Origin of the sequence: Cellulomonas sp. 73-92 (genome assembly GCF_001898175.1) — a bacterium.
GTDB lineage: Bacteria > Actinomycetota > Actinomycetes > Actinomycetales > Cellulomonadaceae > Cellulomonas.
Map to the genome: position 1 here is coordinate 117766 of NZ_MKTH01000020.1, position 15325 is coordinate 133090.

Consider the following 15325-nt stretch of genomic DNA (forward strand, 5'->3'; position numbering starts at 1 on the left):
ATGAGCGGCTACCGCCCCGAGGGGCTCGACGACACCTTCACCGCCACCGCCTCGTCGGACGACGGGCGGCCGGTCGCCGTGCCCGCGATCGGCGTCGTCGGCTGGCTGCGCTGGGCCTGGCGGCAGCTGACGAGCATGCGCGTGGCGCTCCTGCTGCTCGTGCTGCTCGCGGTGGCGGCGGTGCCGGGGACGATGTTCCCGCAGCGCGGCCAGGACCCGGCCAAGGTGTCGGCCTACATCACCGCGCACGGCGCACTCGGCACGTGGCTGGACCGGCTCGGGTTCTTCGGCGTGTACACGTCGGCGTGGTTCAGCGCGATCTACCTGCTGCTGTTCGTCTCGCTCGTCGGCTGCATCCTGCCGCGGACCAAGCACCACTGGGCCGCGATGCGCGCGCGGCCGCCGCGGACGCCGCGGCGGTTCGGCCGGTTCCCGGCGCAGGCCTCCGTCACGGTGCAGGGCGAGCCCGAGGCCCTCGTCCGGCGCACGGCCGCCCTGCTGGGGCGGGGCCGGCGGTACCGCGTCGACGTGCACGACGAGGGTGACGGCACGTGGTCGGTGTCGGCGGAGCGCGGCTACCTGCGTGAGACCGGCAACCTCCTGTTCCACCTGGCGCTCGTCGGGCTGCTCGTCGCGGTCGCCTACGGGCAGCTGCTGCACTACCGCGCGCAGGTGATCGTCGTGGCCGGCGACGGCTTCGCCAACTCCGAGACGTCGTTCGACACCTTCGAGCACGGGCGCGCGTTCGACGCCGCCAAGCTCGAGCCGTTCACGCTGCGGCTCGACGACTTCGAGTCCCGGTTCGACGCGGCGACGCTGGCGGCCCGCGACTTCACCGCGCACGTCACCGTGACCGAGCCCGGCGCGGCACCCGTGGCGCGGACCATCAAGGTCAACCACCCGCTCGACGTCGGCGGGACGCAGGTGTACCTCCAGGGCAACGGGTACGCGCCCCAGGTGACGGTCAAGGACGCGGCGGGCCAGGTCGCGTTCTCCGGCCCGGTGCCGTTCCTGCCGCAGGACCAGGTGTACACGTCGCGCGGCGTGGTCAAGGTGCCGGACGTGTCCGGCGGTCAGCCGCAGATCGGGCTGCTCGGCTTCCTGCTGCCCACGGCGGCGCAGATGGGCCCCGACCAGTGGGTGTCGACGAACCCGGAGCCGACCTCCCCGCTGCTCGTCCTCTCGGTGTGGTCCGGGAACCTCGGGCTGGACACCGGCGTGCCGCAGAACGTGTACCAGCTGGACGAGAAGGGCCTCACCGAGGCCAAGGACGCGTCCGGCAAGCCGGTGACGCTGGACCTCCGGCCCGGGGACACCGTGACCCTGCCGAACGGCCTCGGCACGCTGACGTTCGACGGGATGCGCCGGTTCGCCGCCTTCGACCTCCGCAAGGACCCGGCCCTCGGCTGGCTGCTGGCGTTCGCGCTGACCGCGCTGGCGGGGCTGGCGACCTCGCTGTTCGTACCGCGTCGGCGGCTGTGGGTCCGGGCGTCGACCTCGCGCGGCAACCAGGACGAAGGTCCTACTACAGTGGTGACCGCCGCGGGGCTGGCCCGGGGCGACGACGTCGGGCTCGCGCCCGAGCTGGGCCGTGTGCTCGAGGCCGTCCTCGGGTCCCCGGTGCCGGTCACGGGCCGCGCCCCGGTCGAGGACGACTCGGGAGGGGACTAGTCATGCCGGTGGGCGACCTGTCGACCCTGTTCGTGTGGGCTGCGGCGACGGCGTTCACCGTCGCGCTGTTCGGCTACTCCGTCGCCCTCGCGCGCATCGCCGACGCGGCGGCACGCCCCCGCCAGGCCGCCCGTACCGCCAAGGTCGCCGCCGCGACCGCGGCGAAGACGGCGAACCGCCAGCGCGTCCCGGCGCTCGCAGGCGCGGGTGCGTCGTCGTCGTACGCCTCGGCGCTGCCCCCGACGCCCACGGACGTCGAGCCCGCCGCCGGCGCGGCGTCCGCGCCGGTGGCCACGGCCGCCCGTCCGGCAGGCACCGGCCGCGGGAGCGGCGCCAAGGCCGAGGGCATCGCCCGCTCGACGCACTGGCTCGGGATCGCCCTGCTCGTCATCGGGATCGTGCTGCGGGGTGTCGCCGCCGGACGCTGGCCCACCGCGAACATGTACGAGTTCAGCCTCGTCGGCGTGCTCGTCGCCACCTCGGTGCTGGCCGTGGTCCAGCGTCGCCGAATCATCGCCTTCGTCGGCGTCGTCGTCACCGCGATCGCGGTGCTCGCGCTGGTGCTGGCGCTCAACGCGTTCTTCGTGCGGGCCGACGCGGTTCAGCCGGCGCTGCAGAGCTACTGGCTGGTGATCCACGTCGGCGTCGCGATCTCCGCGACGGGCGTGTTCACGGTCGCCCTCGGCACGAGCGTCACGCAGCTGCTCTCGGCGGCGCGGGCGGAGAACCGCTCGCGGCTGGCCACCCCCTGGGGCCGGGCCGACGCGCTGCGTCGGCCGCTCGTCGGCTGGCGCGTCACCGGGCCGCGGTTCGCGTGGCTCAAGCAGGTGCCGGATGCGCTCCACCTGGAGGCGCTGAGCTTCCGGCTCAACGCGGTCGGCTTCGTGCTGTGGACGTTCACCCTCATCGCCGGCTCCATCTGGGCCGAGCACGCCTGGGGCCGGTACTGGAACTGGGACCCCAAGGAGGTCGGCACGTTCGTGGTGTGGGTGGTCTACGCGGCCTACCTGCACGCCCGGACCACGCGCGGCTGGAGCGGGCGGCGGGCCGCCTACCTCGTCTTCGCCGGGTACGCCGCGGTGCTCGCCAACTTCACGGTGGTCAACCTGTTCGTCGCCGGCCTGCACTCGTACTCCGGCCTGCGCTGACCCCCTAGCCTGGAGCCGTGCCGCTCCTCGTCTACTCGGTCCTGCGGCTGGCGCTGTTCGGGGCCTGCTGGGTGGCGCTGCTGCTGGTCGGCTTCGTCAACCCGTGGGTAGCCGCGGTCATCGCCGCACTCATCGCGTGGGGGCTCAGCTACGTGGCGCTACGAGGACCCCGCGACGCCGCCGCGCGGTGGCTCGCGGACAAGGACGCGAAGCGGAAGGGCACCACCCAGCTGTCCGCGCGGGCGCGCCGGGACGCGGCCGACGAGGACGCGCTCCTCGCGTCGCAGGACGAGGACGTGCCCGACGACGCGCCCGGCGACGACGAGGACCGGCAGGCCTAGCGCATGCTCGAGCGCGACCTCTACGCGCCGGTCAAGGCCCTGCTCGAGGAGCGCGGCTACGCGGTGCAGGCCGAGGTCGCCAGCTGTGACGCGGTCGCCGTGCGCGGTGACGAGTGCTGCGCCGTCGAGCTGAAGCTGCGGCTGAACCTCGAGGTCATCGTGCAGGCGGCCGCCCGGCAGCGGTTCGCCGACGCCGTCTACGTCGCGATCCCGGCCCCCGGCCGCGCCTACTACACGGCGCGCTTCCGGGACGTCTGCCGCGTGCTGCGCCGCCTCGACGTCGGGCTGATCACGGTGCGGGCCGGCGGCGCGAGGGTCGACTTCGAGGCGCGAGCCCACGGCGTGCGGCGCAACGCGCGGCTGCGACGGGAGGCGCTCGCGGAGTTCGTCGCGCGCCGGACCGACCACAACGTCGGCGGTGTCGCCCGCGTGCCGCTCATGACGGCCTACCGCGAGCGCGCGCTGACGGTCGCCGCGTTGCTGCGCACCGGCCCGGCCACGGCCGCCGGCCTGCGGGCGCTCGCGGCGCCCGACGACACGTACGCGATCCTCTACCGCAACCCGTACGGCTGGTTCACGCGGCTCGGGGCCGGGCGGTACGAGCTGAGCGCCCTGGGCCTGACCGCGCTCGACACCTATGCCGGCCTCCTGCCGACGCTCCTGCCGACCCTCCCGCCGGCGGCGCCGATGCCAACCGAGCCGGCACCGACCGTCGACTGAGCCGGGCGCCGCCGGCGGCGTGCCCGTCCGGGCTCGGCCCGGCCGGGTCTCAGACCGCCAGGCCGAGCCCGAGCAGCACGCCGAAGCCGAGCTGCAGCATCCCGGTCCCGGCGAGCACCGGGACGAGCGCGATGCCCCGCGCACCGGCCCGCACGGCCGTGACCAGCACGGCGACGGCCGCACCGAGCAGCACGACGAGCAGCGACCACGGCGCGACGAACGCGCACGCGACGCCGAGCAGGATCGGCAGCGTGACCAGCCACTGGTAGGCGAGGCGCGCACGGTGGTCGCCGAGCCGCACCGCCAGCGTGCGCTTGCCGGAGAGGGCGTCGGTCGGGATGTCGCGCAGGTTGTTCACCATGAGCAGCGCGCACGCCAGCAGGCCCGTGCCGATGGCGCCGGCCCACGCCGGCCACGAGAGCCGGCCGGCCTGCGTGTAGGTGGTGCCGAGGGTCGCGACGAGCCCGAAGAACACGAAGACGCCGACCTCGCCGAGCCCGCGGTACCCGTACGGCCGCTTCCCGCCGGTGTAGAACCACGCGGCGAGGATGGCGGCCGCGCCGACCGCGAGCAGCCACCAGTGCGCGGAGACGGCGACCAGCGCGAGCCCCGCCAGCGCCGCGAGGCCGAACGCCGCGAACGCGGCGGCCTTCACCTGGCCGGGCCTGGCCGCGCCGGACGCGGTGAGGCGCATCGGCCCGACGCGGTCGACGTCCGTGCCGCGCACGCCGTCGGAGTAGTCGTTGGCGAAGTTGACGCCCACCTGCAGCGCGAGCGCCACGACGCCCGCCAGCACGGCCCGGCCCAGCGACGCCGCGCCCAGCTGCGCGGCGGCACCGGTGCCCAGGAGCACGGGTGCGACCGCCGCCGGCAGCGTGCGGGGCCTCGCCCCGGCCGCCCACTCATGCCCGTTCGCCACGGATCGAAACCCTACGTGGTCAGGACGTGCTCCCCTCGGCCGCCCCGCCCCTGGCCGAGCACCGCCGCCATCCGCCGAGTGCCGGTGTCGTTCACCGAGTGCCGGTGGAACGTCGGTGGCGTTCGACGAACAGGGGTGGCGCTCGGTGAGGGTGGCGGCCTCGGCGAGGGGCCGCGCCGAGGCGTCATGCCGGTGGTGCGGGGGGCTCCGTGGCGAGGGCGGCGGCGGCGCGGCGGTCGGGCTTGCCCGGGCCGCGGGTGGGCAGGGCGGGGACGACGACGAGCCGGCGCGGCGCGGCGGCCGTCCCGAGGTGCGCCGTGACCAGGGCGCGGACGTCGGCGAGGGCAGGTGGGCCGGACGGCCCGACGACGAGCACCGCCACCACGGCCTGGCCCCACTCGTCGTCGGGCACCCCGACGACGCACGCCTCGCGGACGGCGGGCAACGTCACCAGCAGGTCCTCCACCGGGCCGGGCGTGACGTTGACGCCGCCGGTGATGATGACGTCGTCCGCCCGGCCGACCACCCGGAGCCGGCCACCGGCGTCGAAGCGACCGAGGTCGGACGTCCGCAGCCAGCGCGTGCCCTCGTCGTCCACCAGGAACGCCGCCTCGTCGAGGTCGGGGCGGCCCAGGTACCCGTCGGCGAGCACGGGGCCGGCCAGCAGCACGCGGCCGTCGTCGGCCACGCGCGCCCGCACGCCCTCGAGGGGCACGCCGTCGTAGACGCAGCCGCCGCAGGTCTCGGTCATCCCGTACGTGGTGACGACCGTGATCTCGGCGTCGAACGCGTCGTCGAGCAGCGCCGGCGGGATGCCCGAGCCGCCCAGCAGCACGGCGTCGAACGTGCGCAGCGCGGCGCGGCCGGCCTCGTCGTCCAGCAGCCGCACCAGCTGTGTCGGCACGATCGAGGTGTACCGACGTCCCCCGGCCGGGAGCTCGGCGGCGGCGGCCGCGAACGACGAGGCCCGGAACGGCCCACCGGGCGCGACGTGCGCCACGGCGCCGGACAGGGCCGCGCGGGCCAGCACCTGGAGGCCCGCCACGTGGTCCGGCGGCAGCACCAGCAGCCAGCTGCCCGGCCCGCCGATGCGTCGCAGCGTGGCCTCGCCGGACGCCCGCAGCGCTGCGGCGGAGAGGAGCACGTCACGGGGCGCGCCGGTGGATCCCGACGTGCGGAGGACGACGGCGACCCCCTCCGGCACGTGCGGCTCGTCGTGCGCGGAGGCTGGACGCGTCACGGCCGCTCCCGGCGCGAGCACGCGCAGGGCCGGGCCCGACCCGTCCAGCGCGGCGGCCAGCGCGGCAGCGAGGTGCGGGTGGTCCGCGGCCAGGTCACGCAGCGGGCGGTCCACGCGTCCAGGGTATTCGTGCCTCCCCGCGGCTCGGCCAACTAGTGGCACCCTGGTACCCGCTCACCGCGACGGACGGAGGAACGATGACGACGACCCGGCTCGGGCCGGTCCGCAGGCCGATGCTGGTCGCGCTCCTGGGGGCCCTGACGCTGGCGCTCGCGGCGTGCACCGGCGGCACCACGCCGCCCACGACATCGACCCCGTCGACCAGCACGGTCGCCCTCCCGCCGACGGTCGACCCCAGCAAGCAGCCCGTCCCCACGCCGACCGTCCCGTCGGTGTGGCCGCTGACCGGGATGCCGGTGACGGGCACCGCCGCCAACCGCCCTGCGCTCGCCGTCAAGATCGAGAACACCGCCGAGGCCCGCCCGCAGGAGGGGCTCAACGAGGCTGACCTGGTCTGGGAGAACATCGTCGAGTTCGACGTGTCCCGGTTCAACGCCGTGTTCCAGTCGCAGGTGCCGGGGGAGATCGGCCCGATCCGCTCGGTGCGGCCGATGGACATGCCCGAGAGCGCGCCGCTGCACGGGCTCTTCGCCTACTCCGGCGGCCAGCCGGGGATCCTCGCGCTGGCGCAGTCCAGCGGCGAGCAGAACTTCTCGTTCGACTCGGGCAACTCGGCGTTCTACCGGATCAAGGCCCGGCCGGCGCCGCACAACGTCTACTCGCACCCGGCGGACATCTGGGCGCAGGCCGACCCGAGCCGCGTCGCGCCGAAGCCGTGGTTCCAGTTCGGCCGCTCGGCCGCGCAGGCCAGTGCGATGGTGGCGGGGACCCCCACCAACGTCCTGAGCTTCAAGCTGTCGGCCTACGCGCACCCGAGCTGGACGTGGGATGCGACGTCGGGGACCTGGCTGCGCTTCGAGGGCCCGGCCAAGGCGATGACGCAGACGTCGGGCGCGGCGGAGTCGCAGATCCACGCGGTCAACGTGCTGACGATCGTGGCGTCGCACCCCAACACGCAGTTCCGGGCGCAGAACAACGCGCCGGTGCCCACGTACACCCTGGTCAACGCCAGCGGCGACGGCGTGCTGGCCAGTGGCGGCAAGACGATCCCGGTCAAGTGGAGCAAGGGCGCGCAGGACGCCCCCATGGTGGTCACCCTCGCCGACGGGACCCCGGCCGTGTTCGCGCCGGGCAACACGTGGATCGAGATGGTGCCGAAGGAGACCGGCAGCTACACGGTCGGCTGAGGGTTCTCGCCGCGCCCGGGTGGAGCACGACGAACGGCTCGTCGTGCCCGGCGCTCAGTAGGAGTAGCCGAACCGCGACCAGTCCGGGTCGCGGTGCTCGAGGAACGCGTCGCGGCCCTCGACGGCCTCGTCCGTCAGGTAGGCCAGCCGGGTCGCCTCGCCGGCGAACACCTGCTGCCCGGCCAGGCCGTCGTCCGCCAGGTTGAACGCGAACTTCAGCATGCGGACGGCCTGCGGCGACTTCGTCGCGATGATCCGGGCGTACTCCAGGCCGGCCCGCTCGATCTCGGCGTGGGGCACGACGTCGTTGACGGCGCCCCACGCGTAGGCCTCGTCGGCCGAGTACTCGCGGGCGAGGAAGAAGATCTCGCGGGCGCGCTTCTGGCCCACCTGCCGGGCGAGGAGCGCCGAGCCGTAGCCGCCGTCGAAGCTGCCGACGTTGGCGTCCGTCTGCATGAAGCGCGCCTGCTCGCGGCTGGCGATGGTCAGGTCGGCCACGACGTGCAGGCTGTGCCCACCGCCGGCGGCCCAGCCGTTGACCAGGGCGACGACGACCTTCGGCATGGTGCGGATGAGGCGCTGCACCTCGAGGATGTGCAGCCTGCCGGCGCGGGCCGGGTCGATGCCCTCCGCCGTGTCGCCCTCGGCGTACCGGTAGCCCTCGCGGCTGCGGATGCGCTGGTCGCCCCCGGAGCAGAACGCCCACCTGCCGTCCTTGGGGCTGGGGCCGTTGCCCGTGAGCAGCACGGTGCCGACGTCGCTCGTCTGCCGCGCGTGGTCGAGGACCGTGTAGAGCTCGTCGACCGTGTGCGGGCGGAACGCGTTGCGGACCTCCGGCCGGTGGAAGGCGACGCGCACCACCGGCAGGTCCCGCCCGGCCGTCCGGTCGACGCCCCGGTGGTAGGTGACGTCCGTCAGCCCGTCGAAGCCGGCGACGGTGCGCCAGCGCTGCGGGTCGAACGTCTGCGACACCTGCTCCGGCAACGGGATCTCGGTCACGCGGTCACCCTAACGGCGGCCCGGTCGGCGGGCGTGTCCGCTCGTCGGCCGGCCGCGACCGCGGCGAGGATCGCGGGATGGCGAGCGAGCCGCTCCTGCGGATCCACAGCCCGGAGTTCACCGCGATGAGCGAGCGGGTGCTGCGGGTCACCGCCCTGACGTCGCGCCTCAACGTGCTGCCGTTCGACGACGAGGCGGGCCGGGCGGAGCTCCTCGCGCAGATCCTCGGCCGGCCGCTGCCGCCGTCCGTGACGATCTACCCGCCGTTCTTCACCGACCACGGCCTCCACCTGGAGCTCGCGGAGCGGGTGTTCATCAACCAGAACTGCACGTTCCTCGACTACGCCGGCATCCGGCTGGGCCCCCGCGTGATGGTGGCGCCCCAGGTCACGTTCATCACGGTCGGCCACCCGGTGGACACCGCCGACCGGCGCCTGTGGCTGACCGGCGGACCGATCGACGTGGCCGAGAACGTCTGGATCGGCGCCGGGGCGACGATCCTGCCCGGCGTGACGATCGGCCGGGACGCGGTGATCGCCGCGGGCGCGATCGTGGCCGACGACGTCCCGCCGGCGACCCTGGTGACGGGCGTGAAGGCGACCGTGCGCCGCCGCTGGTGACCCGCCGTCGGCCGCTCGCGGTGAGCCCGGCCTAGCCTGGGACGGTGCCCGTGCCGCCCACCGTCGCCGTCTGGTCCATCCCGCTGCGGACGCGGTTCCGTGGGCTCGTCGTGCGCGACGGCGTCCTGGTCCGGGGCGACGCCGGGTGGGGCGAGTTCTCGCCGTTCTGGGACTACGACGACGCCGAGTCCGTGCGCTGGTGGCGGGCGGCCCGCGAGGCGGCGGACGAGGGCTGGCCGGCGCCCCTCCGGGAGTCGGTCCCCGTCAACGTCACCGTGCCCGCCGTCGACGCCGCGCGCGCCCGCGAGATCGTCCTGACCTCCGGCGGCTGTCGCACCGCCAAGGTCAAGGTCGCCGAGCCGGGCCAGGCCGCGGCCGACGACGAGGCCCGGCTGGAGGCGGTCCGCGACGCGCTCGGCCCCGACGGGCGGATCCGCGTCGACGCCAACACGGCGTGGGACGTCGACGAGGCCGTGCGCCGGCTGGCCGCCTACGACCGGGCCGCCGGCGGCCTCGAGTACGCCGAGCAGCCGGTGCCCACCGTCGACGACCTGGCGGCGCTGCGCCGGCGCACCCACGTGCCGCTGGCGGCCGACGAGTCGGTGCGGCGGTCCGACGACCCCATGGCGGTGGTGCGCAAGGCGGCCGCCGACGTCGTGGTGCTCAAGGTGCAGCCCCTCGGCGGCGTGCGGGCCTGCCTCGAGCTCGCGGAGCGCGTCGGGCTGCCGGTCGTCGTGTCGTCCGCGCTGGAGTCGTCGGTCGGCCTGGCGGCCGGGGTCGCCCTGGCCGCGGCGCTGCCCGAGCTGCCGTACGCCTGCGGGCTGGCGACCGGCCGGCTGTTCACCGACGACGTCGTCGCCGACCCGCTGCTCCCGGTGGACGGCGAGATCGCGGTGCGACGCCCCGAGCCCGATCCCGTGGCCCTGGCCCGCACGGCGGCGGGCCCGGACCTCGCGGCCCGCTGGTCCGATCGGATGAACCGCGTGGTGGCCCTCGTCACTCCGGGGGTCTGAGGCACCGTCTCGGGCGGGGCGCGGACCGTCCGAGCCCGCCGCGCGACCGACCGGCACCGCTGGTGGGGGCGTTGCGGCGCCTCCGCGGCCCCGCTCGTGCGGCGGGCCGGCGGCATGCGGCGGGGTCGGCGGCGGTCCCGCCCGGCACGGCATGATGGCTTCGTGACCCCCGCGATCGCCGCCGCCCGCGTGCTCGTGCAGTCGCTGGCGGCGCTGGGTGTGCGGGACGTCGTGCTCGCCCCCGGCAGCCGGAGCGCCCCGCTCGCCCTCGCCCTCGCCGACGCCGCCCACGCCGAGCGCCCCGCCGGGGCGCCGGCGCTGCGGCTGCACGTGCGGATCGACGAGCGGTCCGCCGGGTTCCTCGCGCTCGGGCTCGCCCGTGCGGCGGCGGCCGCCGAACCGCCCGGGGCGCCGGTGGCCGTCGTCACTACGTCGGGCACGGCCGTGGCGAACCTGCACCCAGCGGTGCTCGAGGCGCACCACGCCGGGCTGCCCCTGCTCGTGCTCTCGGCCGACCGGCCGCACGAGCTGCGCGGCACCGGCGCCAACCAGACCACCGAGCAGCCGGCCCTCTTCGGCTCGGCCGTGCGGCTCGCGATCGACGTCCCCGCGCCCGCCGGCCTGCCGGGCGAGGCCCGTGACGTCCGCTCGGTCGTCGCGCGCGCCGTCGCGGCCGCGCTGGGGTCGCGGACGGGCACGCCGGGGCCGGTGCACCTCAACCTCGGCTACCGCGAGCCGCTCGTGCCGGAGGACGACGAGCCCTGGCCCGCCCCCGAGACGGCCGGCCTGACCCTCGTCGAGCCGCGCTGGGCGGGCGAGCGCGTGCCACCGACGCCGGCGGCCACCGCGACCGGCACCACCCCCGTCGTCGCGCCGGCCGATCCCGCCCGCCGCCGCCGCGGCCGGCGCGCGCAGCCCGCGGTCGTCGTCGCCGGCGACGGCGCCGGCCCGGCCGCCCGTCGGCTGGCCGAGGCCACCGGCTGGCCGCTGCTCGCCGAGCCGTCGTCCGGGTCGCGCGGCGGCCCCCAGGCCGTCACCGCCTACCGGCACCTCCTGGACGACGAGCGGCTGGGCGGCGCGATCCGCCGGGTCGTCGTGCTCGGCCGCCCCACCCTCAGCCGGCAGGTGAGCCGGCTGCTGGCCGACCCGGGTGTCGAGGTCGTCGTGGTCGCGCCGCGCGGCGCGCGGTGGCCCGACGCCGCCCGCAACGCCGCCGAGGTGCTGCTGGACGTTCCGGCCAGCCTCCGCCGCGTCGGTGCGCCCGAGGGCTGGACGGAGGCCTGGCGCGCCGCCGACGTGGCCGCCCGCGATGCCCTGGACCGGATGTTCGACGTCACGCCCGGGGGACCGGGCACACGCCGGTCGCGGTCGAGCGCCCGTGTCACCGGCCCCGCCCTCGCCCGGGCGGTCGCGCGCGTCAGCGAGCCCGCGGACGTCATCGTCGTCGGCTCGTCGAGCCCCGCCCGCGACCTCGACCTCGTCGCCGCGTGGGACACCCCGCCGCTCGTCGTCGCCAACCGTGGGCTGGCCGGCATCGACGGCCTCGTCTCGACCGCCACGGGGGTCGCGCTCGGGCTGCCCGACCGCCGGGTGCGCGCCTACCTCGGCGACCTGTCGTTCCTGCACGACGTCGGCGGCCTGCTGCGCGGCCCGGCGGAGCCGACGCCCGACCTGCAGGTCGTCGTCGCGAACGACGACGGCGGCTCGATCTTCGCCACGCTCGAACCGGGTGGTCTCGACGACGGCGCCACGTTCGAGCGCGTCTTCGGCACGCCGCACGGCACCGACCTCGCGGCGCTGTGCGCCGGCTACGGCGTCCGGCACACGCGGGTCACCGACGTCGACGGCCTGCTGCCGGCGCTGGCCGCGCCCGGGACCGGCGTCAGCGTGGTCGAGGTGCGGGTCGACCGCGCCGGACGCCGGGCGCTGGGGGAACGGGTCGCGGCGGAGGTCGGGGCCGCGGTGAGCGCCGCGCTCGGCTGACGCGGGCACCAGGAACTCCTAGCCGATTCCCAGGTTTGTCCGAGTGCGCCCTCAGAGCCATGTCGTTTCATGGGAGGCGACGAAGGAGGAGTCATGACCACCACCCCCGACGGGCCCCGGCCCGACGAGGCACCGGAGCCCATCGCGGACGGCGCGACCGAGCCGGCGACCCCGGCCGAGGCCGCCCACGAGGCGGTGTCGCCCGCCGCAAGCGACACCCAGCCGCTCCACGGCGCACCCGCGCCGGGCGACACCCAGCCGATCGAGGGCACGCCCGCGCCGGGCGACACGCAGCCCGTGCAGGTGAACGAGACCGCGCCCCTCCCGGCGACCCCGGCCGCCCCGGCGGTGCCGCCGCCGGCGCCGGCGTCGGCCGCCCCCTCCTACCCGGCGCCCGGCTACCACCCGCCGTACCAGGGCCCGCCCTACGCCGGCCCCGCCTACCCGGCCCAGCCGGCCTACCCGCCGGCGCAGCAGTACGGCTACGGCGCCCGTCCGATCAGCGGCAACCAGCCCTACGGGTCGCCGTACGGCGCACCGCAGCAGGCGTACCCGCAGCACCCCTACGCCGCACCCGTCGGCGCGGTCCCGCCGCCCCCCGGCGCACCGGCCCCGGCCGGCGTCGCACCCGTCCCGCCGCACCGCAGCCGCACCTGGCTGCCGGTCGTGGCGACGCTCCTCGTCGTCGTGCTCCTCGCGGTGGCCGCGATCCTCACCGCCACCCACCACTGGCGCAACACCTCCGCGGCGAGCCAGGGCGGTCCCCAGCCGACCTCGATCGCCAACATCGGGCAGGGCGGCTCGGGCACCGTGCCGGTCGCGGGCTCGACCGCCGCGAACCCCAACTGGACCGCGGTCGCCGCGGCTGTCCAGGGCTCCGTCGTCGCGATCGACGTGCAGACGAGCTCCGGCGAGGCCCTCGGGTCCGGCGTCGTCGTCGACGACAAGGGCCGCATCGTCACCAACAACCACGTCGTGGCCGGCGTGCAGGGCGGCACCGTCCAGGTGACGCTCTCCGACGGCCGGCTGTACGACGCCACCATCACGGGCACCGACCCCAGCACCGACCTGGCGGTCGTCACGCTGAAGAACCCGCCGTCCGACCTCACGGTCGCGCAGTTCGGCAACTCCGACGACGTCCGCGTCGGCGACCCGGTCATGGCGGTCGGCAACCCGCTGGGCCTCGCCAACACCGTGACCACCGGCATCGTGTCGGCGGTCAACCGGCCCGTGTCGCCGCAGAGCGACACCGGCACGCAGGGCCCGGTGACCAACGCCCTCCAGATCGACGCCGCGATCAACCCGGGCAACTCCGGCGGGCCGCTGTTCAACGTGCAGGGCCAGGTCATCGGCATCACGTCGTCGATCGCGACGACGTCGAGCAGCTCGGGCTCCATCGGCCTGGGCTTCGCGATCCCGGTCAAGCTCGTGTCGAGCATCGCGCAGCAGATCATCGCCAACGGCTCGGCGAAGCACGCCTACCTGGGCGTGAGCCTGCAGGACGGCCAGGCCACCGCGGACGGCGTCACGCGGCGCGGCGCCCAGGTGATGTCCGTGACGGCGAGCTCGCCGGCGTCCGCCGCGGGCCTGCAGGTCGGTGACGTCGTCGTGGCGATCAACGGCCAGCCGGTCGGCAGCAGCGACTCGCTCGCCGCGTACGTGCGGGCGATGTCGACGGGCGACAAGGCCTCGCTCGTGCTCGTCCGCAACGGCAAGGCCCTGACCGTCGAGGTCACGCTCGCGGCGAAGGCCGACACGGGCAGCGGCACCCCGACCCAGAACCCGCAGGGCGCGCCGAGCAACCAGAACGGCGGCAGCGGCTCCGGCAACAGCCTGCAGGGCAACATGACCCCGCAGCAGCTGTGGCAGTGGCTGCAGCAGCAGCAGGGCCGGAGCACCACGCCGGGCGGCAGCTCGCAGGGCTGACCGGACGGGACCGGGCCGAGCAGGGCCCGGCGGTCAGGACGACGGGCGGTCATCCGCTGGGGTGGCCGCCCGTGGTCGTCCTCAGCGCGTGCGCACCCCGAGCGCCCAGCGCATCGGCTCGAGCTTGGCCTCCGACTCGGCCAGCTCGGCCGTCGGCTCGGACGCCGCCACCACGCCGCAGCCCGCGAAGATCCGCACCCGCCGGGGGTCGTCGGCCTGCACGCGGCCCGACCGCAGGCCGATGCCCCACTCGCCGTCGCCGTCGGCACCGAGCCAGCCGACGGGCCCGGCGTACCGGTCGCGGTCCATGTGCTCGACCGCGCGGATGACGTCGCGCGCGGCAGCCGTCGGCGTGCCGCAGACGGCTGCGGACGGGTGCAGGGCGGCGGCCAGCGCCAGGGACGTCGGCCGCGGCTCGTCCGGTGCCAGCACGCCCGTGACGTCGGAGGCCAGGTGCAGCACGTTGGGCAGCGGCAGCACGAACGGCACGTCCGGCACGTTGGTCGACGAGCAGAACGGGGTGAGCGCGGCGGCGACGGACGCCACGGCGTACTCGTGCTCCTCGAGGTCCTTCGACGAGTGGGCGAGGATCCCGGCGCGCGCCATGTCCGCCTCGTCGTCCCCGGTCCGCCGGATGGTGCCGGCGAGCACCCGCGAGGTGACGAGCCCCTTCTGCGAGCGGACCAGCAGCTCGGGCGTCGCCCCGACCAGGCTGTCGACGACGAACGTCCAGGTCGCCGCGTAGCGGTCCGCCAGGCGGCGGGCGACCCATCGCGGGTCGACGGGCTCCTCGGCGGTCACGGTGACGTCGCGCGCCAGCACCACCTTGTCGACGTCGCCGCGCCGGATCCGGGCCACCGCGTCGCTCACCGCCGCGCCCCAGCGAGCGGGGCTCAGCGCGCCGTCCGCCTGCGCCACGGCGCCGGGGGAGGGCACGTGGTCGGCGACGCGCAGCGTCGCCGGGTCCGGGGGCGCGCCCAGGTCGCCCGCGGGCGTCTGGGTGGTGAGCCAGGCGCGTCCGGCCCGGCGCCCGACGACCACGCGCGGCACGACGAGCACGCCGCCGGCCGCCGACTCGTCGTCGAACGCGAAGGAGCCGAAGGCCACCGGCCCGGTGCCGGGCAGCCGGACCTCGTCGCGCACCACGGCGTGGGCGACGATGCGGCGCCACGCCTCGTCGGCGTCGGCGAACCGGCTCGGCCCGGACGTCTCGACGCGGGCCGCCTCGCCCCAGGCGACCAGCCCGTCGCCGCGCCGCACCCAGGCCAGGGGGGCGTCGCCGGCGGGCAGCAGGTCGAGCAGGTCGCGGGCGTCGGGCTCGTCGCCCTCGCCGGTGCGGGCGCCGGGCAGCCGGTCCAGGGGCACGGTGCGCACGACGAGCGGTGCGGCAACGGGCGTTGCCGCCGGCGTCGAAGTCACCGCCGCAGGTTAGTCCGAA

General features: G+C 76.1%; 13 protein-coding genes. 9 read left to right on the forward strand and 4 right to left on the reverse strand.

Translation table 11 applies throughout. The features are described 5' to 3' along the window. Genes BGO37_RS15090 through BGO37_RS15105 form a run of 4 tightly spaced genes read left to right on the forward strand, consistent with a single transcriptional unit; the run spans window position 1 to window position 3880 of the window. Window positions 1–1671, forward strand: a complete 1671-nt coding sequence (locus BGO37_RS15090) for a cytochrome c biogenesis protein ResB (RefSeq protein ID WP_291756191.1) — start codon at window positions 1–3, stop codon at window positions 1669–1671. Between the two features lie 2 nt (window positions 1672–1673). Further along, window positions 1674–2819: a c-type cytochrome biogenesis protein CcsB gene (ccsB, locus tag BGO37_RS15095; protein WP_291756194.1), complete on the forward strand. Its 1146-nt coding sequence runs from the start codon at window positions 1674–1676 to the stop codon at window positions 2817–2819. 17 nt (window positions 2820–2836) lie between these two features. Next, entirely contained in the window at window positions 2837–3160 is a 324-nt protein-coding gene (locus BGO37_RS15100) for a DUF4229 domain-containing protein (RefSeq protein WP_291756196.1), read from the forward strand. Between the two features lie 3 nt (window positions 3161–3163). Further along, window positions 3164–3880 carry a DUF2161 family putative PD-(D/E)XK-type phosphodiesterase gene (locus tag BGO37_RS15105; protein WP_291756198.1) on the forward strand — a complete coding sequence of 239 codons (717 nt, stop codon included), beginning with the start codon at window positions 3164–3166 and terminating at the stop codon, window positions 3878–3880. Between the two features lie 49 nt (window positions 3881–3929). Here BGO37_RS15105 and BGO37_RS15110 read toward each other — a convergent pair whose 3' ends face one another. Beyond that, window positions 3930–4799, reverse strand: coding sequence for a 1,4-dihydroxy-2-naphthoate polyprenyltransferase (locus BGO37_RS15110; RefSeq protein ID WP_291756199.1), 870 nt, complete (start codon window positions 4797–4799; stop codon window positions 3930–3932). A gap of 184 nt (window positions 4800–4983) precedes the next feature. Further along, on the reverse strand, window positions 4984–6153 hold the full coding sequence (gene menE / locus BGO37_RS15115) for an o-succinylbenzoate--CoA ligase (protein ID WP_291756202.1): 1170 nt from the start codon (window positions 6151–6153) through the stop codon (window positions 4984–4986). An 83-nt stretch (window positions 6154–6236) separates the two neighbouring features. Between menE and BGO37_RS15120 the strand changes: the two genes are divergently transcribed. Beyond that, window positions 6237–7346, forward strand: coding sequence for a DUF3048 domain-containing protein (locus BGO37_RS15120; protein ID WP_291756204.1), 1110 nt, complete (start codon window positions 6237–6239; stop codon window positions 7344–7346). A 54-nt stretch (window positions 7347–7400) separates the two neighbouring features. Here BGO37_RS15120 and BGO37_RS15125 read toward each other — a convergent pair whose 3' ends face one another. After that, on the reverse strand, window positions 7401–8345 hold the full coding sequence (locus BGO37_RS15125; RefSeq protein ID WP_291756206.1) for a 1,4-dihydroxy-2-naphthoyl-CoA synthase: 945 nt from the start codon (window positions 8343–8345) through the stop codon (window positions 7401–7403). 77 nt (window positions 8346–8422) lie between these two features. On the opposite strand from BGO37_RS15125, the gene BGO37_RS15130 reads away from it, so the two are divergent. The 4 genes from BGO37_RS15130 to BGO37_RS15145 all read left to right on the forward strand — a co-directional run bounded on the left by BGO37_RS15130 (window position 8423) and on the right by BGO37_RS15145 (window position 13887). Continuing rightward, window positions 8423–8965 (forward strand): DapH/DapD/GlmU-related protein, encoded by a 543-nt coding sequence (locus BGO37_RS15130; protein ID WP_291756209.1) that lies wholly within the window; start codon window positions 8423–8425, stop codon window positions 8963–8965. Between the two features lie 44 nt (window positions 8966–9009). Next, a complete protein-coding gene (locus BGO37_RS15135) occupies window positions 9010–9978 on the forward strand; it encodes an o-succinylbenzoate synthase (protein ID WP_291756211.1) in 969 nt (322 codons plus the stop codon). A gap of 162 nt (window positions 9979–10140) precedes the next feature. Next, window positions 10141–11961 carry a 2-succinyl-5-enolpyruvyl-6-hydroxy-3-cyclohexene-1-carboxylic-acid synthase gene (gene menD, locus BGO37_RS15140; RefSeq protein ID WP_291756214.1) on the forward strand — a complete coding sequence of 607 codons (1821 nt, stop codon included), beginning with the start codon at window positions 10141–10143 and terminating at the stop codon, window positions 11959–11961. A gap of 93 nt (window positions 11962–12054) precedes the next feature. Continuing rightward, window positions 12055–13887, forward strand: coding sequence for a trypsin-like peptidase domain-containing protein (locus BGO37_RS15145; RefSeq protein ID WP_291756215.1), 1833 nt, complete (start codon window positions 12055–12057; stop codon window positions 13885–13887). Between the two features lie 81 nt (window positions 13888–13968). On the opposite strand, the gene BGO37_RS15150 is transcribed toward BGO37_RS15145, so the two are convergent. Continuing rightward, the gene (locus BGO37_RS15150) at window positions 13969–15306 is read right to left on the reverse strand and encodes an isochorismate synthase MenF (RefSeq protein ID WP_291756217.1); all 1338 of its coding nucleotides are present in this window, start codon (window positions 15304–15306) and stop codon (window positions 13969–13971) included. Between the last annotated feature and the right edge of the window lie 19 nt (window positions 15307–15325).